At 69.6% G+C, this 21,661-nt stretch carries 18 protein-coding genes; 5 read left to right on the forward strand and 13 right to left on the reverse strand.

Going from position 1 to position 21,661, the window contains the following annotated elements; translation table 11 throughout:
• Positions 1 to 17: 17 nt before the first annotated feature.
• The gene (locus C8263_RS08590; protein WP_107137714.1) at positions 18 to 923 is read right to left on the reverse strand and encodes an Ig-like domain-containing protein; all 906 of its coding nucleotides are present in this window, start codon (positions 921 to 923) and stop codon (positions 18 to 20) included.
• Positions 924 to 1,171: 248 nt separating this feature from the next.
• On the opposite strand from C8263_RS08590, the gene C8263_RS08595 reads away from it, so the two are divergent.
• Positions 1,172 to 2,392 (forward strand): cation:proton antiporter, encoded by a 1,221-nt coding sequence (locus tag C8263_RS08595; protein ID WP_107137715.1) that lies wholly within the window; start codon positions 1,172 to 1,174, stop codon positions 2,390 to 2,392.
• A 29-nt stretch (positions 2,393 to 2,421) separates the two neighbouring features.
• Positions 2,422 to 3,624 (forward strand): 23S rRNA (cytosine(2499)-C(5))-methyltransferase, encoded by a 1,203-nt coding sequence (locus tag C8263_RS08600; protein ID WP_107137716.1) that lies wholly within the window; start codon positions 2,422 to 2,424, stop codon positions 3,622 to 3,624.
• A gap of 153 nt (positions 3,625 to 3,777) precedes the next feature.
• Here the strand turns inward: C8263_RS08600 and C8263_RS08605 are convergent, their stop codons facing one another.
• From C8263_RS08605 to C8263_RS08625, 5 genes are all read right to left on the reverse strand, one after another.
• Positions 3,778 to 6,273 carry an EAL domain-containing protein gene (locus C8263_RS08605; protein WP_107137717.1) on the reverse strand — a complete coding sequence of 832 codons (2,496 nt, stop codon included), beginning with the start codon at positions 6,271 to 6,273 and terminating at the stop codon, positions 3,778 to 3,780.
• 85 nt (positions 6,274 to 6,358) lie between these two features.
• Positions 6,359 to 6,760, reverse strand: a complete 402-nt coding sequence (locus C8263_RS08610; protein ID WP_107137718.1) for an SH3 domain-containing protein — start codon at positions 6,758 to 6,760, stop codon at positions 6,359 to 6,361.
• A gap of 102 nt (positions 6,761 to 6,862) precedes the next feature.
• On the reverse strand, positions 6,863 to 8,479 hold the full coding sequence (locus C8263_RS08615; RefSeq protein WP_107137719.1) for a GAF and HD-GYP domain-containing protein: 1,617 nt from the start codon (positions 8,477 to 8,479) through the stop codon (positions 6,863 to 6,865).
• Between the two features lie 148 nt (positions 8,480 to 8,627).
• Entirely contained in the window at positions 8,628 to 10,145 is a 1,518-nt protein-coding gene (gene guaA / locus C8263_RS08620) for a glutamine-hydrolyzing GMP synthase (RefSeq protein ID WP_107137720.1), read from the reverse strand.
• Between the two features lie 206 nt (positions 10,146 to 10,351).
• Positions 10,352 to 11,989, reverse strand: a complete 1,638-nt coding sequence (locus C8263_RS08625) for a hypothetical protein (RefSeq protein WP_107137721.1) — start codon at positions 11,987 to 11,989, stop codon at positions 10,352 to 10,354.
• Between the two features lie 97 nt (positions 11,990 to 12,086).
• Here C8263_RS08625 and C8263_RS08630 point away from each other — a divergent pair, with 97 nt between their 5' ends.
• The 3 genes from C8263_RS08630 to C8263_RS08640 are packed head-to-tail and all read left to right on the forward strand — an operon-like array spanning position 12,087 to position 14,397.
• Positions 12,087 to 13,145 carry an Mrp/NBP35 family ATP-binding protein gene (locus tag C8263_RS08630; protein ID WP_107137722.1) on the forward strand — a complete coding sequence of 353 codons (1,059 nt, stop codon included), beginning with the start codon at positions 12,087 to 12,089 and terminating at the stop codon, positions 13,143 to 13,145.
• Positions 13,142 to 13,786 carry a helix-turn-helix transcriptional regulator gene (locus C8263_RS08635; RefSeq protein WP_107137723.1) on the forward strand — a complete coding sequence of 215 codons (645 nt, stop codon included), beginning with the start codon at positions 13,142 to 13,144 and terminating at the stop codon, positions 13,784 to 13,786. The genes C8263_RS08630 and C8263_RS08635 overlap by 4 nt, the downstream gene beginning before the upstream one ends.
• A gap of 8 nt (positions 13,787 to 13,794) precedes the next feature.
• Positions 13,795 to 14,397 carry a 2'-5' RNA ligase family protein gene (locus tag C8263_RS08640; RefSeq protein ID WP_233218729.1) on the forward strand — a complete coding sequence of 201 codons (603 nt, stop codon included), beginning with the start codon at positions 13,795 to 13,797 and terminating at the stop codon, positions 14,395 to 14,397.
• Positions 14,398 to 14,813: 416 nt separating this feature from the next.
• Here C8263_RS08640 and C8263_RS08645 read toward each other — a convergent pair whose 3' ends face one another.
• From C8263_RS08645 to C8263_RS08670, 7 genes are all read right to left on the reverse strand, one after another.
• On the reverse strand, positions 14,814 to 15,908 hold the full coding sequence (locus tag C8263_RS08645; RefSeq protein WP_107137724.1) for a bifunctional 3-deoxy-7-phosphoheptulonate synthase/chorismate mutase: 1,095 nt from the start codon (positions 15,906 to 15,908) through the stop codon (positions 14,814 to 14,816).
• 102 nt (positions 15,909 to 16,010) lie between these two features.
• The gene (locus C8263_RS08650) at positions 16,011 to 16,412 is read right to left on the reverse strand and encodes a globin domain-containing protein (RefSeq protein ID WP_107137725.1); all 402 of its coding nucleotides are present in this window, start codon (positions 16,410 to 16,412) and stop codon (positions 16,011 to 16,013) included.
• 83 nt (positions 16,413 to 16,495) lie between these two features.
• The gene (locus tag C8263_RS18910) at positions 16,496 to 16,780 is read right to left on the reverse strand and encodes a hypothetical protein (RefSeq protein WP_146160637.1); all 285 of its coding nucleotides are present in this window, start codon (positions 16,778 to 16,780) and stop codon (positions 16,496 to 16,498) included.
• Positions 16,781 to 17,053: 273 nt separating this feature from the next.
• Complete coding sequence (locus tag C8263_RS08655) at positions 17,054 to 17,827, reverse strand: DUF2705 family protein (protein WP_107137726.1); 774 nt, start codon at positions 17,825 to 17,827, stop codon at positions 17,054 to 17,056.
• A gap of 43 nt (positions 17,828 to 17,870) precedes the next feature.
• The gene (locus C8263_RS08660; protein WP_107137727.1) at positions 17,871 to 18,809 is read right to left on the reverse strand and encodes an ABC transporter ATP-binding protein; all 939 of its coding nucleotides are present in this window, start codon (positions 18,807 to 18,809) and stop codon (positions 17,871 to 17,873) included.
• A 163-nt stretch (positions 18,810 to 18,972) separates the two neighbouring features.
• Positions 18,973 to 20,406, reverse strand: a complete 1,434-nt coding sequence (locus C8263_RS08665) for a superoxide dismutase family protein (RefSeq protein WP_107137728.1) — start codon at positions 20,404 to 20,406, stop codon at positions 18,973 to 18,975.
• A complete protein-coding gene (locus C8263_RS08670) occupies positions 20,406 to 21,659 on the reverse strand; it encodes a PQQ-dependent sugar dehydrogenase (protein ID WP_107137729.1) in 1,254 nt (417 codons plus the stop codon). Before C8263_RS08670 ends, C8263_RS08665 begins: the two co-directional genes overlap by 1 nt.
• Positions 21,660 to 21,661 lie beyond the last annotated feature (2 nt).

Here is a 21,661-nt window from a genome sequence, read left to right on the forward strand (position 1 = left end):
CCTTCTCGCCCTGCGCTTTACTTCAGGAAGGCCCTGGCCGCGTCGCGCAGGACAGCGGAGCTGGTTTTCAGGGGGACCAGGCCTGCCGGGCGCTGGGCCGCCAGTTTCGCCACCTGGGCGCGCGCCTGGGCCTTCAGTGCCTCCTGGGCCTGCGCGCTGGCAGGCACGGTGGTGGAGACCTGAAACAGAACCACGGCCACTTCCTGCGCGTTCCCCTGCGCGTCAAAAATGGCGCCGCCGCCCTCGAAGATTGCCATGCCCTGGTAGCTGCCCATGCGGCTGTCGGTGTCCACCCCGATGAAATAGAAGCTGGAATCGTTCACATTCGTGTTGGCGCTAAACGCAACGTCCAGGCTGCCCACCCGCTGAATCTCACCCATCACGCTATAGCCCAGGCGAGTCTGGGCGTCATTCATGTAGGCGCCAAGGGCGGCCTTCTGGCTCCCGAACGTGCCCTCTTCATCAAAGATCACGGCGCCTTCGTCCACCACCCTGTCGCTGGCGTCCACCAAACCCCAGCCCCACACGCCCTGGTACAGGGTGGCCGGCGCGGGCGCCGGTGCCAGTGTCAGCTGAGCGCCGCCCACACCCACGTTGCCTGCCGCGTCGTAGGCCTTGGCCGTGTAGTTCTGCACGCCGCTCTGGGTGGTGAGGTTCAGCCCCACGCTGTACGGCGCGCTGGTGTCACTGGTGATGAGCAGGTCGCCGCTGTAGAAGTCCACCCGGGTGACCCCCACGTTGTCCTGCGCGGTGGCGCTCAGGGTAACGACTCGGCCGCTCTGGCTGGCGCTCAGGGCCACGGTGGGCGCGGTGGTGTCGGTCAGGGGCGGGGGCGTCACGCCGCCGTCGCCGTTGCCAGGGCAGGCGGTCAGCAGGGCAGAGCAGGTAATCAGCGGCAGAGCCAGACGAAGCGAACGTTTCACGTGGAGCAGCCTAGCGGTCAGCCAGCGCCCAGCAGGCCGCAGATGCGCCGGGCCCACCGCTCAAGATGAAAAAAGGATGGATTCAGCCCTGCCACGTTCTGCTATGCTGAACACCAGCAGCGCCGCGCCCCCGAACTTCGGGTGCAGCGGCTGGGCGGGCCCCCATAGGCCCCCGGGTGGAGACAGGTCAATCTGGCCTGTCTCCTGCCGTTGTGTGCCTGTGCGGCGCCGGCGCTGGGAGGTGGTGTATGTCCAACATCATTCGTTTTTTAGCCTGTACCCTGCTGGTGTCTGGCTCGGCGCGGGCGGCGGGTTCGGAAGGCAGCGCCGAGCTGCTGTTCAGCCTGTTCTGGGTGGTGCTGGCGGCCACCCTGTGTGGGGCGCTGGCCGGGCGCCTGGGTATTCCGGCGGTGGTGGGGCAGGTGGGCGCGGGGCTGCTGATTGGGCCGGGCCTGCTGAATCTGGTGCAGCCGGGTGAGGTGCTGCGCAGCCTGGCCGAACTGGGCGCGGTGTTTTTGCTGTTCATGGTGGGCCTGGAAACCCGCTTCCGTGACCTGCTGGCGGTGGGCAAAGAAGCCCTGGCCGTGGCGCTGCTGGGCATTGCCCTGCCGCTGGGCCTGGGACTGGCGTTTGGGCTGTGGCAGAACCAGGGGCTGCTCACGGCGCTGTTTCTCGGCACGGCCCTGGTGGCGACCTCGGTGGGCATTACGGCCAAGGTGCTGCAGGAACTGGGCCTGCTGGATGCCCGCTTTGCCCAGATCATCCTGGGCGCGGCGATTATTGACGACATTCTGGGCCTCACCCTGCTGGCGGTGGTGGGCGGCCTGGGCGCCGGGGAAGACGTGGGGCCCGGCAAGGTGGCCCTGATTCTGGGCCTCAGCCTGGGGTTCGTGGCGCTGGTGCTGACCCTGGGCCTGCCGCTGATTCGCCGCTTCGAGTCGCGCCTGCGTGGCCTGAGCCTGGCGCGCATGTTCAACGTGGCGGTGGTGGTGGGTCTGGGGGTGGCGGCCCTGAGCACTGTGGCGGGCCTGGCGCCCATCATCGGGGCCTTTCTGGCCGGCATGGTGCTGGCCGAGGTCAAGGACGAGCTGGAGTTTGAAAGCAAGGTGCATGCCCTGGAAGCCTTTCTGGCCCCCATCTTTTTCGTGGTGGTGGGGCTGCAGGTGGACCTGAGCGTGCTGGGCAGCGCCGCCGTGCTGGTTTCCGGGGGCGTGCTGACGCTTCTGGCGGTGGCCGGCAAGCTGCTGGGGGGCGTGCTGGGGGCGCGCAGCCTGGGCCCCGGGGCGTGGCTGGTGGGCGTGGGCATGGTGCCGCGCGGCGAGGTGGGCCTGATTGTGGCCAGCCTGGGGCTGGCGGCCGGGATCATTACGGGGCCGGTCTATGCCCAGGTGCTGCTGATGGTGCTGCTGACCACCGTGCTGGCGCCGCTGGTGCTGCGGGTGCTGGCGCGGCGGCTGCCGGCCGCGTAGGGGCCGCGCCGCTGCGCTACCCTGCAGGGATGCAAGGCGCCCCTGCCCCCCGTTCCCGCCTGCGCCTGCGGGTGTCACCGGCGGCCGAAAGCCACCTGCGCGCCGGGCACCCGTGGGTGTACGAGTCCAGCCTGCGCGCACAGAACAGAGAGGGCGAGGCGGGCGAGCTGGCCGTGATCTACGACCGCCGCGACCGCTTTCTGGCCATTGGCCTGTACGACCCGGGCAGTCCGCTGCGGGTGCGGGTGCTGCACCAGGGCCTGCCCGCCACCCTGGACGACGCGTGGTGGGCTGCCCACATGGACGCCGCTCTGACCCGCCGCGCGCCCCTGTTTGGCCCGGACACCGACGGCTACCGCGTCGTCAACGGTGAATCCGACGGCTGGCCGGGGCTGGTGGTGGACCGCTACGCGCACACGCTGGTGCTCAAGCTGTACACCGCCGCGTGGTTTGTTCACCTGGAACGGGTGCTGGGCCTGCTGCAGGCCCGGTTTGCGGGCTTCGCCGTGGTGCTGCGCCTGAGCCGCAACATTGAGGCGCTGGCCGTGGCCGCCGGCCTGCACGACGGGCAGGTGCTGCGCGGTGACGTGGAAGAGGGCACCGTCGTGTTCCACGAAACTGGGCTGGCCTTCGAGGCGGACGTGTTGCGCGGCCAGAAAACCGGCTTCTTTCTGGACCAGCGCGAGAACCGCCGCCGCGTGGAGGGTCTGGCCCGGGGGCGGCGGGTGCTGAACGCCTTTTCCTTCAGCGGGGGCTTTTCGCTGTATGCCGCGCGGGGCGGGGCGCGCGAGGTACTGAGCCTGGACCTCAGCGCGCACGCCCTGGCCAGCGCAGAGCGCAATTTTGCCCTGAATCCGGCGCTGCGTACCTCCCACGAAACCGTGCAGGCCGATGTCTTCGAGTGGCTGGCCCAGACCCGGCGCACCTTTGATCTGGTGATTCTGGACCCGCCCTCGCTGGCACGCCGGGAACAGGAGCGGGCCGGGGCCACCCGGGCCTACGGCAAGCTGGCCGCCGACGGCCTGCGGCGGCTGGAGCGCGGGGGCGTGCTGCTCAGTGCGTCGTGCTCGGCCCATGTGAGTGCCGAGGAATTCTGGAACGCGGTGCGGGACGCCGCCGATCGCAGTGGCCGCCCCTGGCGCGAGCTGCGCACCACGCAGCACGCCCCGGACCACCACGCCAGCTTTCCGGAAGCCCAGTACCTCAAGGCCATCTACCTGCAACTGGAGTGACACAGGACTCAGGTGAGCGGGCTCGCAGAGCCAACATGACAAAAGACGGGACTCCGGCGATGAACAAACACCCCTGCGCCCTTCCCAATACGCTTTGGAATCAGGGGAGGCCCGTCTGACAGGGGCGCCCAGTGCGCGCTCCCCGGCGCTCCATCACTCCCGGGTAGGCGGGCGCGGCGGGACTGGGGCTGGGGCGGCCCGCGCGGGGTCCCCGGGGGCCTGGGCTGGGGTCAGCAGGGCCTCGGCCTGGGCGGCGGGCATGGGGCGGCCCAGGTGATAGCCCTGGGCGGCCGGGCAGCCCAGGCCCGCCAGCAGGTCGCGCTGCTCGCCGGTTTCCACGCCCTCGCCCACCACATGCAGCTGCAGGGCCTGCCCCAGGGTGATCAGTGTGGCGATCAGGGCGCTGGCCTTGCGCTGCGCCGGCGCCGTGTCGCCGGGCTGCGGCAGGAAAGAGCGGTCAATCTTCAGGTCGTCAATGGGAATGTGGCGCAGCAGGCCCAGGCTGCTCTGGCCGGTGCCGAAATCGTCCAGGGAAATGCGCACCCCCAGTGCCCGCAGCCGCTCCAGCTGGCGCGTGGCCGCTGCCACATCCTGCAGCACCGTGCGCTCGGTCAGTTCCAGCACCAGGCAGCGGGCGGGCAGCCCCGCCGCGTCCAGGGCTTCGCGCACGGTGGCCGTGAAGTGCTGCTTGTTGAACTGCACCGGGCTGACATTCACGCTGACCGTCACGCCGGGCTGCCGCCGCTGCCACGCCGCCGCCTGCCGGCAGGCCTCGCGCAGCACCCAGGTGCCCAGCGGCACAATCAGGCCGCTTTCCTCGGCCACCGGAATGAATTTAGCCGGCGGCACCGCGCCCTGCACCGGGTGCTGCCAGCGCAGCAGCGCTTCAAAGCCGCGCAGGGTGCCGGTGTCCAGGTCCACCTGCGGCTGGTAATGCAGCGTGAAGGCCTGCTGGCCCAGGGCCTCGCGCAGGTCGCGTTCCAGCTCGGCGCGTTCGCTGGCTTCCTCGGCCATGGGGGCTGAAAACGTGCGCACGTCGTTCTTGCCCTCCTGCTTGGCGCGGTACATGGCCACGTCGGCGTGCTTTTGCAGCGTGGTCACGTCGTGGCCGTCCTGCGGCGAGACCGCCACCCCAATCGAGGCCGTTACATGCAGCTCGCGCCCCTGCACCGTGAAGGGCGCCGCCAGGGCCCGCAGCATCTTGCGCGCCACCCGCTCGGCATCGGCGGCCTGGCGCAGTCCGGGCAGCAGCAGCGTGAACTCGTCGCCGCCCATGCGCGCCACCAGATCGCCGCGCCGCACCTGCCGGGTCAGGCGCTGGCCCACCTGCTGCAGCAGTTCGTCGCCGGCGTCATGTCCCAGCGTGTCGTTGATCTGCTTGAAACGGTCCAGATCCAGAAACAGAATGCCCAGGTGTGCGCCGCCCTGGCGCAGCAGGCGCTCGGTTTCGGCCTGAAAATGGGCGCGGTTGGCCAGCCCCGTCAGCGGATCGTGGGCAGCGCGGTAGGCCAGGTGGTCCTGCGCCTGCTGCAGCGCCGTGTTCACCTCCGACAGTTCAAGGTTGCGCCGCCGCTCGGCCTCGGCCTCGCGCTTGTGCAGTTCCAGCTGCATCTGCACGCCCAGGACCTTGGCCCGGCGCTCATTGTCCTGCTGGTGCAGTTCGTGGTTCAGGGACTGCTCGGCCTGGGCATAGTGGTAGGCGTCTTCCCACGCGCCGCGCGCGGCGCAGACCTCGCCCAGGTAGGCCAGCAGGGTGCGCTCCTGCACCTTCAGGTCGTAGGCGCGCGCCGTGTCCAGCGCCGAACGCAGCTGCTCGTGCGCGGCGTCCAGCTGGCCCAGCTGGTGCAGCGCCCGGCCATAGCCCGACTGCAGATTCACCAGATGCTCGCGGTTGCCGGTGTCCCGGGCCATGGGAATGGTCTGGCGGGCCAGTTCGGCGGCGCGCGCCGGCTCGCCCCGCGCCACCAGCGCGTGCGTGACATACGCCTGCATCACGGCCTCGTTCTGGCGCAGCTTCAGTTCGTGCAGCACCGGCAGGTGCTCGGCGGCCAGCGCCACCGCCTCGTCGTAGCGGCCCAGGTGGTGGTAACTCACGACCGTGTTCACCGTGGCAATGGAGTGGCCCACCCGGTGGCCCAGGCCCAGCGCCAGCTCGCTGGCCTGCTGCTGGGCTTCGAGGGCCAGGTCGTACTCACCGATGTTCATGCGCAGCACCCCGATGTTGATCAGAATGCGCATCTGGTTTTCCTGGTCGCCGCTCAGCTGGGTCAGCCGCAGGGCTTCCAGATAATGCTCCATGGCCTGCCCGAATTCGCCCTGTACCCGCGCATTGATGCCCAGGCCGCTCAGGGCGCGCGCCTCGATCAGCGGCAGGTTGTGTGCGCGGGCCAGCGCCCGGGCCTGTTCATTGGCCTGGGTGGCCTCGGCGTAGCGGGAATTGTAAAAATACACGCTGCTCAGAATCACCAGGGCCAGGCCCTCGCTGGCTGCGTCGCGCAGCGCCCGCGCCTGGGCCAGGGCGCCGCGCAGCAGCGCCTCGGCCTGGGCGGTATCGGAAAAGCTCAGCGCTTCGGCTTGCTGCAACGTGGCCTGGAGGGACAGCGCGGCCGTGGCCCCCGGGGAGGGCTGGGCCTGAACAGGGCGGGGCATACGGCACGCTACCCAATGAATCCTCACAGACCCCTGACCCGGGCCGTGGGGGACCGCCCTTCATCTGGGCGCTGCAGGCTGGGGCTCAGCGGCCCCCGGTGCGCAGAAAGTCGCGCTGGTCGCAGGCGCGGCCGTTGCGGTCGGGGTCGCGCTCGGGGCTGTAGGCGGCTTCGTGGCGGCGCAGGTCCTTGAGGCCCAGCGGCACCAGCGCCGCGCAGGGGCCGCTCATGTTCACCGCCGCGCGCAGCAGCCAGCCGTCCTGCGTGCCCACGCGCACCAGACACCACAGCGCCGAACAGCGCTGAATGTCCAGCCGCTCGCTGGCCGCCACCACCCGCAGGGCGGCCGAGCGGGTGGTGGGCTGTGGAAAGAGGGCCGTGGCCTGGGCCGCCCAGCCGGTGGCGGCGCTGGCCTGGGTGCCCAGGCTCAGGGCACCCAGCCACAGGGCCGCGCGCAGGGCAGGCCAGCCGAGCCGAGAAACGATCATGGCGGCGCTCAGTGTATCCGCGCTCCTGGCCGGGTGTCCTTCATGAAGCCGGGGGCGGATCTGTGCCGGCAGGGGGAGCGGGGGTCGGCCGCAGAACGCCATTCAGGGCTGGGCCCCCGGGGACTCTGCCAGCAGGCGCAGAAAGGTGGCCACAATCTGCGGGTCGAACTGGGTGCCCGCCGCCTCGCGCAGCCACGCGCGGGCGGCGTCCGGGGTCCAGGCGCGCTTGTAGGGCCGCTCGCTGATCAGGGCGTCGTACACGTCCACCACGCTGAAAATTCGGGCCAGCAGCGGAATCTGCTCACCACAGAGGCCGTCGGGGTAGCCGCCGCCGTCCCAGCGCTCGTGGTGGGAGCGGACGATCTCGCGCACCTCGCGCGGCACAAAGGTCTCGTCGCGCAGCATCTGGTCGCCCAGCACCACATGGCGCTCAATGGCCTGGCGCTCCTCGGGGCTCAGGGGGCCGGGCTTGCGCAGCAGGTGGTCGCCCACTCCCACCTTGCCCAGATCGTGCAGGTACGCGCCCCAGCGCAGCTGCTGCAGCTGCGTCTCGTTCAGGCCCAGCGCCTGCCCCAGGGCCAGCGCCGCCCGGGTCACGCGGTCGGTGTGCCCGAAGGTCTCGCCGTCGCGGCTTTCTAGCACCCGGCCCAGGGCGCGCAGGGCGGCCTCGCGGGTCTGTTCCAGGTGTTCCAGGTGGGCGCTGCGTTCCAGCGCCTGCTCAATGCGCGCCGAGACCGTTTCCAGCAGGGTCTGCAGGTCGCGCGGAATCTCGGCCGGGCGCTGCATGTGCAGCAGGAACACCACGCCCACCGTCTGGCCGGCGCGGCGCAGCGGCACGCCCAGGGCGCTGCGCACCCGCGTGACGTCGGGGCGGCGCCCCGGCCAGTTCTGGTAGTCCGGCACCACCTGTGGCCGGCCGCTGCCCAGCACCAGGCCAATCAGGCCGCTGGGATGGTGGGGTTCGGCCAGCACGTCTTCCACCCGGGCCTGGGTGTCGGCGTCGCCTTCCAGCACACTCAGGCGGGCCTGGCCCTGCCGGTCCACGGTGACCACCCCGGCCGCCGTGAAGCCGCTGAGTTCCAGCAGGGCGCGCAGGGCGCAGCGCACAATCGGCTCTGGCTGCGTCTGACCCTCCAGCTCCGCCGACAGCTGCGCCAGACGTTCAAACTGCCGGGCACTGCGCTGCGCAACGTCCAGGGCCCGCCAGCGGGTGTAGGCCACGCCCGCCGCCTGCCCCAGCAGCAGCATGGCCTGGGCGTCGTCCGGGCCCAGGCGCTCGGGGCTGTCAGAAGTGTCGGCCGACAGCACGCCCAGCAGCGCCCCGTCCGGGTCCAGAATAGGCACCCCCAGGTACATGGCCGGATGCCGGCGCCCCGAGACATACACCGCTTCCGGGGCGCTGTCGGCGCGTTCCAGCAGCAGTGGCTCGCCGGAATCCACCACGCGCCACGCCAGCCCCTGCCCGCGTGGCAATCGCCGCCCCAGGGCCTGCTCGCTGTGGCGACCGGCCGCCGCCACCAGCTCCAGCAGGTCTTCTTCAGGCCGGTACAGCGTGATCAGCGAGGACGAGGCCCGGGTGATGCTCAGCGCCAGTTCGACGCAGCGCTGAAACACGTCCTGCGCCGACTGCGCCAGCAGCACCACCGCCTGGGCCTGCAGGGCGGGCTTGGGCAGCACCCCAAAACGCTGCAGGGCCCGGTTGGCCTCGCCCCCGGTCACGCGACCTCCTGACCATCGGCGGTCCGGGACAAACTGGCCTGGCGGATGCGGCCCATGCGCCCCAGACTACTGCGCCCCTGGGGGCCGCGTGCTCACCCGCTGGGTGGATCGGCGCTCATGCAGGCGCAGCGTCTATGGGGGCCCATGTTCATTCCCACTCGATGGTGGCGGGTGGTTTGCCGGTGATGTCGTAGACCACGCGGTTGATCTCGTGAACCTGGTTCACGATGCGGTTACTCATGGTGGCCAGGAACTCGTAGGGCAGGCGGGCCCACTCGGCGGTCATGAAGTCGTCGGTGGTCACCGCGCGCAGGGCGGCCGTGTAGGAATAGGTGCGCTCGTCGCCCATCACGCCCACCGACTGAATGGGCGTGAGGATCGCCAGGGCCTGCGAGCAGCCGTCATACAGGCCAAATTCGCGCAGCCCCGAGATAAAGATGTCGTCCACCCGGCGCAGGATGTCCAGCCTGTCCTCGCTGATGGCCCCCAGGCAGCGAATGGCGAGCCCGGGGCCGGGGAAGGGGTGGCGCATGCGGATGTGCTCGGGCAGGCCCAGCAGCGCGGCCAGGGCGCGCACCTCGTCCTTGAAGAGGGTACGGAAGGGTTCCACCAGTTTGAACTGCAGGTCGTCCGGCAGGCCGCCCACGTTGTGGTGGCTCTTGATGTTCGCCGCGCCCTCACCGCCCGCCGACTCAATCACGTCCGGGTACAGGGTGCCCTGCGCCAGGAAATCGAAGGGGCCGTGCGTGCGGGCCTCGCGCTCAAAGGCCCGGATAAATTCGCGGCCAATGATCTTGCGCTTTTCCTCAGGGTCACTGACGCCGTCCAGCGCCGCCATGAATTCGGTGCGGGCGTCCACTGTGATCAGGTTCACGCCCAGGGGTTTCAGGGCCGCTTCTACCTGTTCGCGCTCACCCAGGCGCAGCAGGCCGTGGTCAATAAACACGGCGGTCAGTTTTTCGCCAATGGCCCGCGCCAGCAGCAGGCCCAATGTGCTGGAATCCACGCCGCCCGAAATCGCCAGCAGCACGCGCCCGTCGCCCACCTGGGCGCGCACACCGTCGATCAGTTCCTCAATGATGTGCTCGGCGTTCCAGTCGCGCGCGGCGCCGCAGATCGTCAGGAAGTTGGCCAGCAACTGCCCGCCCTTGGGGGTGTGGACCACCTCGGGGTGAAACTGCACGCCGTAGCGGCGCGCGGCGCGGTTCTCGATGGCGGTGACGGGGGTGTCCTCGGTTTCAGCCACCACCTCGTAGCCGGCGGGCAGCTGCGTGACCGAGTCGCTGTGGCTCATCCAGGCCACAAATTCGCCCTGAATGCCTTCAAACAGCTGCCCACCGTAGCGTGTCAGGTCGGCCTTGCCGTATTCGCGCTTGCCCGCACGCTTCACGTCGCCGCCCGCCTCGTGCGCCAGAAACTGCATGCCGTAGCACACACCCAGCACCGGCACGTCCAGGTCCAGCACGCCGGGAGCAGGCTTCGGCGCGCCCGCGTCGTACACGCTGCTGGGCCCGCCCGAGAGCACGATGCCCTGGGGCTTTTCCTGCAGGATGCGCTCCAGGGAGGCTGCGCCGGGCAGAATAACGCTGTAGGCCCCCAGCTCGCGCAGGCGCCGGGCGATCAGGCGCGTGAATTGACTGCCGAAATCCAGAATGACGACGCTCATCGGCCCTGATTGTGTCATGTGGGGTCAGGCGGCGCGTCCGGGCGGGGCAGACGGGGGCAGGAAGAAGCTCTGAGCCATGAGCTTTGGGGAGAGGGGCGGCGGACTGCGGAGGGGAGAGCAAAGCGGGAGCTCTTCGGGTGCCCACCCACTTCCCAGCCCTGCCCCCGCCTTTCCCTCATAGCCCAGAGCTCATGGCCCAGAGCCCCCTAATCGCTCAGGTCAATCGTCACCGGCTGCGTGCGCGGCACCGTCACTGTCAGGGTGGCGGGGCTCCAGCCGTCGGCCACCACGCGCAGGCGGTAGGTGCCCGCCAGTGGCAGGCGCAGCAGCCCCGGCGCGCGCCCCAGGTCCTGACCGCGCGTGAGTCCGGCGCCTTCCGGGGCGTCCACCACGCTCAGGCGGGCACTGACGCCGGGGGTGCCGCGCACGGTCAGGCGCACCTCGCAGCAGCGCTGGGTGGCGGAGGCTGGGGTGGCCGGGGCGGCCTGCCGCTGCGACAGGGCCCACCACGTGCCGCCCACCAACAGCAGCGCTGCCAGCACCGTCACGGCTCGGCGCGGCCCAAACCATTCGGGGCGCGCCCACTCGGGCATGGTGGGGCGCGGGGCGGGCGCCGGGGCCTCGCGGACCACGCGCCAGGAATCGTCCTCGTCCCAGCCAATGCGAATCGGTTCGCCCGCCGTGCGCCGGGGCAGACGGGTGGGGGCCGGCTCGGGGTCGGGCGCGGGGGGCGGGGTCTGGCGGCGCAGGGAGGCGGGCAGCCGCTCCACCTCACGCGCGCCGGGGGCCTCACCCACCCGGGGGCCTGGGGCCGGGGGGGCGTCGGGGGTCCAGGCGGGCAGGTCGTCAAAACCAATCTGCACAGGGGCCGGCGCGGCGGGCCCGGCCGCTGCTGCCTGCGCGCGCCGGGCCTCGGCCTTGCGGGCAGCGGCCGCCTGGGCGTCCAGGGCAGCCTGGGCCCGGCGGGCCTCGTTCTCCTGGCGGCGCCGTTCCTGGGGGGTCTGGGAGCGGGCAGCGCCGGGGCTGGGGGTGGCCGGGGCGCCAGTGGTCGGGCGGGTGGCGACCACAGTGGATGGCGCCGTGGCCCCGTCACCGCCGGTCGGGTGTTCTGTGGGCTCAACCGGCCCGGCCCCTGGCGGCGCCCCCAGCACGATGGGCGTGCCGTCATGGCGCGCGGCTGCGGCAGGCTCGGCGGCTTCAGGCGCAGGAGCAGCCTGGACAGCGGGCGTCTGTGCAATGGGCGTCTGTGCTGCAGAAGTCTGCTTCGCGTCAGCCGGGGGGACCGGCGCTTCCGGGGAAGTGGCTGCTGGCGGCGCCCCCAGCCGGGCCAGGGCCTGCGCGGCGCTCAGGCGGCCCGGCTGCGTGGCCAGGGGCTCCAGGGCGCGCGGCAGGCCGCCCAGCTCATGCAGGATGACCGCCAGGGCGTACAGGTCGTCGTCCGGGCGCCCCTGACCGCCCCAGGGCAGCCCTGCACCGGCCAGCAGCACCTGCCCGTCCACACTCCACAGCTGCGACGGACTCAGGCCGCCGTGCACCAGCCCCTGCGCGTGCAGGGCGCTCAGCGCGGCCAGGGCGCCGCGCGCGGTCAGGTCCGGGTCGCTGGCGGGCCGGGCCTGCAGCGGCAGTTCGGTGACCACGTAGTGCTGCGCGCCCTCGGCGCCGCTGTCCACGGGGGCCAGCAGGTGTGGGTGGGCGGGCAGTTCGGGCAGTGGGGCGGCGGCCGGCAGCAGGTGCAGCAGCACCGGCATGCCAGTCAGGCGATCCGTGGCGCGCAGGGTTTGCACCGGGCTGCTGGGGCGGCCCGGCAAGTCGCGCGCGGCCACATAGGGCCCAATGGACTTCACGCCCGCCAGTATAGGCCGCAGCTCACAGTTCGGCGCGGGGTGCAGTGTAAGCCCGTGGCTTGCCGCGCCTGCCCGTTTGCGCTACTAATTGCCCCATATGCGTGACGCCGTCCTGAGCGCCCTGAGCACTGTCAACGACCCGGAACTGCACCGCGACCTGGTGTCCCTGGGCATGATCGAACAGGTGCAGATCGAGGCGGGCGCGGTCCACGTCAAGGTCAACCTCACCACCCCCGCCTGCCCGCTCAAGGGCCAGATTGAATCGGATGTGCGCGCCGCCGTGCTGACCGTGCCCGGCGTGCAGACGGTGAACGTGACCTTCGGCGCCACCGTGCGCGCCGCCGTGATGGCCCTGCCCGGCGTGAAGCACGTGGTGCTGGTGGGCAGCGGCAAGGGCGGCGTGGGCAAGAGCAGCGTGGCCGTGAATCTGGCCGCTGCCCTGGCCCGCGACGGCGCCCGCGTGGGCCTGCTGGACGCCGATGTCTACGGGCCCAGCGTGGCGCACATGATGGGCCAGGGCGCGGCCAGGGTCAGCGCCAATGCCGAGCGCAAGATGCAGCCCATCGAGGCCCACGGCCTGCGCTTTCTCTCCATGGCCAACCTCTCGCCTGCCGGGCAGGCGCTGGTGTGGCGCGGGCCCATGCTGCACTCGGCGGTGCAGCAGTTCATCAAGGACGCCGCCTGGGGCGAACTGGATTACCTGATCGTGGACCTCCCGCCCGGTACCGGGGACGTGCAGCTGTCGCTGACCCAGACTGTGCAGGTCACGGGCGCCGTGATCGTGACCACTCCGCAGGCCGTGGCCCTGATTGACGCGGCGCGCGCCGTGGACATGTTCCGCAAGGCCAGCGTGCCGGTGCTGGGGGTGATCGAGAACATGAGTTACTTCGTGGCGCCGGACACGGGCATCACCTACGACCTGTTCGGGCGCGGGGGCAGCCGCCAGCTGGGCGAGTACCCGCTGCTGGGCGAGATTCCGCTGGAAGTGGCGCTGCGCGAGGACGCCGACGCCGGCACCCCCGCTGTGCTGGCCCACCCGCAGGCCCCGGCCTCTGTGGCGCTGGCCCAGGCGGCGCGGCGGCTGGCCGGGCAGATCAGCGTGCGGGCCGAGCACCGCGCCCTGGCCGATCTGCCGGGGCAACTGACGGTCGTATGACCGCCCTCCCTGCGGCCCCGCCGCCCGGCACCGAGCGCACCAAGACCCGGCTGCTGGATCTGGTCAAGCGCCACGGGCCGCAGACCGCCCAGGACCTTGCCGCGCGGCTGGAGGTCAGCATTCCAGCGGCGCGGCGCCACCTGTGCGACCTGCAGGAGCAGGGCCTGCTGGAAGCGCGCACCGAGCGCCCCGGCGGGCGCGGGCGGCCCCAGCATGTCTTTGCCCTGACCGAGCGCGGCGAGGCGGCCTTTCCCAAAACCTATTCCAGCCTGTGCGTGGACGTGCTGCGGCACATTGAGACCCTGTACGGCGAGGGCGCGGTGCTGGAGGTGCTGGGCGCGCGCAACGCCGAGATTGCCGCGCGGCTGCGGCCCGAGATGCCCCTGGGCCGCCCCCTGGCCGAGCGGCTGCAGGCGCTGGTGGCCCGGCTGAATGAACACGGCTTTGAAGCCACCGCCAGCCGGGAAGAGGCGGGCTGGACCCTGACCCAGCACAACTGCCCCAACCTGACCGTGGCGCGGCACTACGCGCAGCTGTGCGCCGCCGAGCTGAGCCTGTACACCGAACTGCTGCAGGTGCCGGTCACCCGCGAAACGCGCATCGCCTGCGGCCAGGGCCGCTGCCACTACCGGGTGGGTTGAAGCCCCCTGTGACCGAGCACTCGCCCCCCGAGGCCGCCGCCCTGCCCACCGGGGACCACTCGCGCTATTCGCTGGTGGCGTGGCCCCCCGAAGCCCTGGATACCTGGATGCGCCGCGCCCAGCAGCGCCTGAACGTGCGCGGCTTTGGCCTGCCGCACCTGAACATCCGCGCGCCGTTTCACACCGATCTGGGCCCCGCCGAACTGGTCGCCGCGTGCCGCGCGGCGCTGCGGGGCAAGTCGGCCTTTACCGTGCGGGTGGTGGGCTGGAAACGGGTGCCCAGCATGTTCTTTCTGGAGTGCGAGTTGAGTGAGGCCCTGCGCGACCTGCACGCGCGCACCCTGGCGATTGGGCCGTCCAGCCGCGCCCGGCACGACGGCGCCGAGTACCGCCCCCACCTGACCCTGGCCCTGGGCGTGCTGCCCTGGGCCGAGGCCGAGCTGTGGGCGCAGGTGCAGGCCCTGGTGCCGCCCCTGGACCACTTTGAGGTCGAGGCCCTGAGTCTCACCCGCGAGTGGCGCGGCGAGGTGCAGGAACTGCACACCTTTCCCCTGCGGCCCGTTGATGAGAGCACGCTGGCGCTGCTGCCCACCGAAGCCGCGCCGAGTTAAGTCGCTCGCTGTTGATCTTTAGATCAACCGAGCGGGCTGGAACAGCTGCGCAGCAGAGCGAGTATCGAAAAAAGGACGTTGCACCGGGAGTGGAGACTTTGCGGTGCTCTCCTGCAAAGTCGTAACGTGAGGTGCAACGTCCTTAAGGCGCTCATATGGGTTCCGAAAAATTCCGGAACACGTTACGGAATTGTTCCGACCAGCGGAAGAAGGAAAAATACGGAGTTCCGGGCATTGGGCTGGAACAGCGCCGAAGGCGGGGAACATCCCCCTTCTTCCCGGATGCTCCGGAAATGGACGGCAGTCCGTATCACTGTTGATCTTCAGCTCAACCGGGCGGGGCAGGGCCCTCAAGGGCACCCGGGCCAACAGCAAGGGCCGGGGGCCGTTCATGCTCCCCCGGCCCTTGCTGCTGTTTACACGCCGACCGGCTGCTTCAGCTGGCCCTGCAGCGCCCCGATAAAGCGCTCGTAGCCTTCAAAGTCCAGCTGCTGCTCGTTGTCGGAGAGCGCGGTGGCGGGGCTGGGGTGCACCTCCACGTGAATGCCGTCGGCGCCCACGGCCAGCGCGGCCTTGGCCAGCGGAATCAGCAGGTCCCGGCGGCCGGCGGCGTGGGTCACGTCCACAATCACGGGCAGGTGGGTTTCCTGCTTGGCCAGGGCCACGGCACTGAGGTCCAGGGTGTTGCGGGTCCACTTCTCGTAGGTGCGGATGCCGCGCTCGCACAGAATGACTTCGGGGTTGCCCTCCGAGAGAATGTACTCGGCGGCGTACAGCCACTCTTCAATGGTGGCCGACAGTCCGCGCTTGAGCAGCACCGGGCGCCGGGCGCGGCCCACCTCGCGCAGCAGGGCAAAGTTGTGCATGTTGCGCGCGCCCACCTGCAGGATGTCGGCGTGCTCGGCCACGATCTCCACGTCGCGGGTGTCCATGACTTCGGTGACAAACAGCATGCCGTTGGCCTGGGCCACCTGACTGCCCAGAATCAGGCCGTCCACGCCCATGCCCTGAAAGCCGTAGGGGCTGGTACGCGGCTTGTAGGCGCCGCCGCGCAGAATCTTCACGCCGCGCGCAGCCAGGAAAGCCGCCGTCTGCTCCATCTGCGCCTCAGATTCAATAGAGCAGGGCCCGGCGATCACCACGGGCGGCGCGTCGCCGCCAATGCGCACGCCGTCAATGTCCAGCACGGTGTCTTCCACCTTCACCTTGCGCGACACCAGCAGCTGCTTCTTGTCGTTGGATTCTTCCAGGTCCAGGCTGGCCTTGAAGATTTCCTTGAAGATCATTTTGACCGCCGCCGAGGTAAAGGGCCCCTCGTTCAGGGCTTCCAGTTCCTTGAGCTGCTGGTCCTCGCGGGCGGGGTCGTAATGGTTGGGGCGGCCTTCCTGGGTCTTGGCGTGGCCAATCTGGGCCACCACGGCGCCGCGCTGCGAGAGCAGTTTCAGCAGTTCACGGTTAATCTGGTCCACCTCGGCGCGGAGGTCTTCAATGCTGCGGGTCGGTGGGGTCATGGTCCGCAGTGTAGGAAAGCCCCCCGCAACCCCGGCTCCACCTTGCTAGTCAAATGAAAAGAGTTGTCCAGTTTGTGCCTAGAAAGGGGGCGGGCCCCGCCTTCAGGGTTCCGGCGTGTTCACCATATGCACGGCCACGCGCGACAGTGCCGCGTACAGCTCGTGGGCCTCGGCCTCCCCAATGTCGGGGGTTTCGCGCAGGGCCGTGTTCATGCAGGCCAGCCACGCGCGGGCACGCGCCGGCGTGATGGCAAAGGGCAGGTGGCGGGCGCGCAGGCGGGGGTGGCCGTAGCGCTCGTGGTACAGCGGCGGGCCGCCCAGAAAGCCGGTCAGGAAGGCCAGCTGTTTCTCGGCCGTCTCGGTGAGGTCCGCCGGGAAAATGGGGGCGAGGTCCGGGTGCGCCGCCACATGGCCGTAAAAGCGCGTGACCAGCGCCGAGAGCGCCTGTGGCCCAATGCGCTCGTACAGGCTGCCGCCAGGATGCAGCGAGAGGGGAGCCGTCATGGAGTCAGGCTAGCGCGGACAGGCTGGGTGAAGTACGAACAGAGCAGCGGAAAAGGCGCCGCGTATGGGGAACAATAAAGCGATCAGGCGAGTCGTTGCGTGCGCTCGCCCAGTGCAAGGTCCGCAACTTCAACCGCTTCCGCGAAGTACGACAGGCACTCACCCTGCATCTGTGGCAGGAGCCTCACGAGCGCGTCGCGCAATTCGGCCAGTTGAAACACCACGACAGCATCGCCACCTCTCTGAAGCTTTTTCAGTTGTGCCGCCAAGTCTGCATCCAGCAGCAAAGGGTCAACCTTTCCTCTTAACGGTGAGACTGAAGGATACGGACGCTCCCGCCACAGATTGAAGGCGCTTTGCCAGGACACGACTGCAGTCTAAGTAGCTCGCTGTTGATCTTTAGATCAACCGAGCGGGCTGGAACAGCTGCGCCGCAGAGCGAGTATCGAAAAAAGTACGTTGCACCGGGAGTGGAGACTTTGCGGTGCTCTCCTGCAAAGTCGTAACGTGAGGTGCAACGTACTTAACTCTGGCCCTTCGCCGCCCCATTCTCAGGCTGGACCAACGGCGCCAGACCCACGTTCAGGCCAAAAAAAGCCGGTGCCGCGTCTGGGCACCGGAGAAGAGGCCTTGGCCCCGCCCTACACGTCGCGGCGGTCGAAGGCGAAGATGCTCATCAGGCCAAAGCCGGCGGTGTAGATCAGCAGCAGAATCAGCGGCTGCAGAATGTCGCCCTGCTGCACGTACAGGTTCAGGTGGCTGGTCAGCAGAATGCGCTGAATGGCGTCTGGGAGCACCACCAGCAGCCGCATCACGATCAGGGCGGCGAAGGTGGCCAGCGCGGCGGCGGCCGTGTTCAGGTACAGCACCCCGAACAGCAGCGACAGCGCCGCAATGGGCATGAGCACCACACCCGCCAGCAGCGAGCCGCGCAGCACCTCGGCAAAGGCGGCGTCCGGGCTCAGCTGGCCCACGCCCACAAAGAGCCCTGGCCCCAGGCCCGTACCCCCGGCAAAGCTGCCAAAGCCCAGCGGAATTCCCGCAATCAGCGAGCCCAGGACCGTGGTGAAAATCAGCAGGAAGGGGTAGGTCAGCGCGGCGATCAGCTTGCTGGCAATGACCTTGGTGCGGTCCACCGGGCGCAGCAGCAGCGGCGCCAGCGTGCCCTGCGCCACCTCTGAACCGATCATCTCGGCCACAGTCACGGCAATGAACAGCGGCAGCAGGTAGCCAATGGTCACGCCGATGCTCACCGCCGGCAGCTGCCAGCCACTGGTGAGCTTCACCTGCAGCAGCTGGTCCAGCCGGGGAGCAAAAGCCCACAGCAGCGGCAGCAAAAAGGTGACCAGCAGGGCCAGCCGCACGCTGCGCGCGCCAAACAGCTTGCGGAATTCCAGGCTCAGGAGGGTCAGCATAGGGGCCTCCGGCTGGGGGACAGAAAGGGGGCACGGTCAGTCATCAGGCTTGCTCCACACGTTCGCGGTAGTACTCGTACAGGTCAAAGTGGTCCGGGCTGGCCTCGAACACCCGGATGCCTTCCTGGTGCAGGTGGCTGAGCGCATCCGGCACGCGGGCCTCGCCGCCCAGGTGAGCAATGGCGTAGGGCGTGCGGGTGCTCACGCGGCGCACGAAGGGCAGCCGTTCCAGCACCGCCGCCGCGCCCACCGGGTCATCCACCCGGAAGCGGTAGGCCGCCTGCCGGGCGCGCAGGTCCACGGTGTCCACCAGCCGCCCGCCCGTCAGAATGCCCACGGTGTGGGCGTAGGTGGCGATCTCGCGCAGGTGGTGCGTGGAGAGCACCACCGCGCAGCCACTGGTGGCCAGACTGGTCACGATGCGGTGAATCAGGCCGATGCCCAGGGGGTCCAGGCCGCTGGTGGGCTCGTCCAGAATCAGCACCTTGGGTTCGGCCAGCATGGCGCTGGCCACGCCCAGACGCTGGCGCTGGCCCAGCGAATATTCGCCCACCTTCTTGTCGGCCATGCGGGTGAGTTCCAGCAGCGCCAGCACCTCGCGGATGCGGTCGCGGCTGATGCGCCGCCCGCCCGGGGCCATGGCCGCCAGATTGGCATGCACCTGCAGGTTCTGCGTGCCGGTGAACTGCGGATAGAACTTGGCCGGCGCCTCCACCACGGCGCCCAGATAGGCGCGGGCGCGCTGCCCATCGAGGTGGACATCACGCCCCAGCAGGCGAACGTCGCCGTCAGAGGGAAAGGCCAGCCCAGTCATGGCGCGGATCAGGGTGGTCTTGCCCGCGCCGTTGGGGCCGGTCAGGGCGTACACCTCGCCGGGCATGACGGTCAGGTGCACGTCCTCCAGGACGCTGTTTGAACCGTATCTCTTGTACAGCCCCCGCACCTCGATGGCTGGGGTGGCTGGGCCACCTTGTTTCGTCACCTGCCCAGCGTAACGCAGGATTCGGTGCGGCGTTCTTACAAGCCGGGCTGTGGGGTTGAGGCAGTGGGCTGTGGAAGAGGCAGGGAGACAGGCTGCTCACCCGGGGGCCAGCAAGGCGGCGCCCCCCGGCCATGTGGGGGCCGGGGGGCGCGGAGAAGGGGGGCTAGAACTTTCTGAAGCGGGTGAGCTTGAAGGGCGTTTCCGGAGTGCCGCCCTGCAGCTTGTCCAGTTGCGACTGTGTGACCACGAGGTCGCCCCCAATGGCTGTCAGTGTGGCCGGAAAGCGCAGGCCAGTCACGGGTTCCTCGGCCACCAGGGTGCCGGCCGTGTAATCGGCGTTCAGGCTGACCTTGCTGACCACCTGATCCTTGTTGCGCGCCACGTACAGGGTGCGGCCATCCAGCAGCAGGCCGTCGCCGTTCACGAGTCCGCCCATCACCTTCCGCACGGCCCTGGTGCGCAGGTCAATGCGCCACAGCTCGCCGGTGTTCAGCTGCATGGCCAGCAGGGCGCGGCCATCGGGCGTGGCCACGATGCCGTTGAGGTTGATGCCGGGGCCGTACTTGATGGGCGTGCCGCCCAGGTTCAGCCACGCGCTCAGTTTCAGGTCCGGGCTCACGCGGAAGATCACGGGCCGGAAAGAGTCGGTCACGTAGGCCGAGCCGTCGGGGCCAAAGGCGAGGTCGTTGATGAACTTGTTGGGCGACTTGGGGGTGTCCAGAATGGCCAGGGGAAAGCCGTCTGGGGAAAAGACGCTGACCTTGCCCGTCGCCCCGCCGGCCGACCACACCCGGCTCTGGGCGTCCACCTTCAGGCCCAGCGAGGAAGCCCGGCCCTGGCCGCCGCCCTCGTTGAACTTGCTCACGGCCCCAGTGCTGGCATTGATGGCGTAAATCGTGCCGTTGGCCGCGCTGCCGGTGAACAGCAGGCCGCGCCGGGCGTCGTAGGCCACGCCTTCGGGGAAGTCCTGCGGGCCGGGCAGCGGGTAGTCGCGGGCGCTGTAGCTGTCGCGGGTAATCACGCCGCAGCGTTCGCGGGGGCCGCTCATGCCGGCCGGGTCGCTCTTGTAGTCGTCAGGGCGGGCGTGAATCACCAGCGTGCGGTTCAGCACGCCGTTCATGCCGGTCAGGCTGGACTTCTGGGTGGTAAAGCTGGCCGTGCCGGTGCCGTCGGCGCCCACCGTCAGCATAGGCAGGTCGCCGCCGTGACCGTACTTGTTGCCGGCCTGCGGGTCGTCGTGGTTGTGGCTCTTGCCGGGGTCGAAGTGGGGGCCCGCGCCGCCAAAGGGCACCACCGTGTTCGTGGCCGGGTCAATGCCCGGGGTGCAGCGCCCGTATTCGTGAACGTGCATGCCGTGCTGCCCCGGGGTCAGGCCAGACACCCGCACGGTCACGCGCATGCCCATGCCCTGCTCCTCGAAGGTGGCCGTGCCCAGCACCTGCCCGGCCGGGTCGCGCAGGGCCGCCGTGGCTTTCAGGGGTGTGCTGGCCGGGGCCGCCACCGCCATCATGTCCTGGCCGCCGGCCAGGGCTGCGCCTGTCACTGCGCCCAGGGCCATGAGGCCCAGCAGCGTCTGCTGTCCAAAAGAACGCCTCATCAGTTGCCTCCCGTGTACATCACGCGGTACAGCACGCCGCTCTGGTCATCGGTAAACAGCAGGCTGCCGTCGGTGTAGGTGGCCACGCCCGCCACCCGGCCAAACTGCTTCCACAGGCCGTCCTGGGCGTCCTGGAACACGAAGCCCGTCACGAAGGGCTCTATGCGTTCGGGCTTGTTCTGGCCGTCGAACACCAGCCGGGCAATCTCGTACCCGCTGGGCTCTGCGCGGTTCCACGAGCCCCGGTAGGCGATAAAGGCGTCGTTGCGCATCTCGGCCGGGAATTGCGCGCCCGTGTAGTAGTTCAGGGCGATGGCCGCCGCGTGCGCGGTGTAGGTCAGCACGCTGCCCTGGGTGGCCGCGCAGTAGGCTTCCTTGGCCACCTTGCCGGGAATGTTGCCCACGTTCACGTAGGGGTCTGGCTGCTTGTCGCCGTAGCAGAAGGGCCAGCCGTAGTTCTTGCCGCGCTCAATGACATTGATCTCTTCGGGCGGGATGTTGTCGCCGTGCCAGTCGCTGCCCTGGTCCGCGCCGTACAGTACGCCGCTGACCGGGTGCCAGCCGAAGCCGATGGTGTGGCGCAGGCCGCGCGCGTAGACCTCGCGGGTTTTGCCGTCGGGGCTGAGGCGCAGGATGGTGGCTTCCTCGGGGTTGGGGGTGGGGGCGTCGTTGTTGGTCGAGCCAAAGGAAGCGTACAGGTAACCGTCCGGGCCCCATTTCAGGGTGCGGGCCGGGTGCTGCCCGGCGTCCGGGAAGCCGTCGGCAAACACGCGCGGCACGCTCAGTGTGCCGTCTCTGGCCATATCCATCACCCAGATGGTTTTCTCGCCCACCACGTACAGCTTGTTGTTCTTCACATCCAGGCCGTGCGCCAGTTTCAGGTTTTGCGCCACCTGTTTGCGCTCGGTGGCCTCGATCTTGCCGTCTTGATTGACGTCTTTCATGTACCACACGTCGTTCTGCGCCCGGCGCGTGAGATAGATACCGCCGTCGGGCATCACGTGCAGCATGCGGGCGTTGCCCAGCCCGGTGGCCATCACCTTCAGCGTGAAGCCGGCAGGCACCTTCAGGCGCGCCAGTTTGTCGGGGGTAAATTCCAGGGCTGTGGGTTCATTGCGCGTGGCCGTCACAGTGGCCGGCGGCTCCGAGGGCGGCAGGGGCCGGGGGGTGGGGGGGGCGCTCTGGGCCAGGGCCGTGGCGGTGAGCAGCGCGCTCAGGGTCAGCAGGGCAAGTTGAGACGTGGACTTGGGCATAG

Source organism: Deinococcus arcticus (genome assembly GCF_003028415.1).
Classification (GTDB): Bacteria; Deinococcota; Deinococci; order Deinococcales; family Deinococcaceae; genus Deinococcus; species Deinococcus arcticus.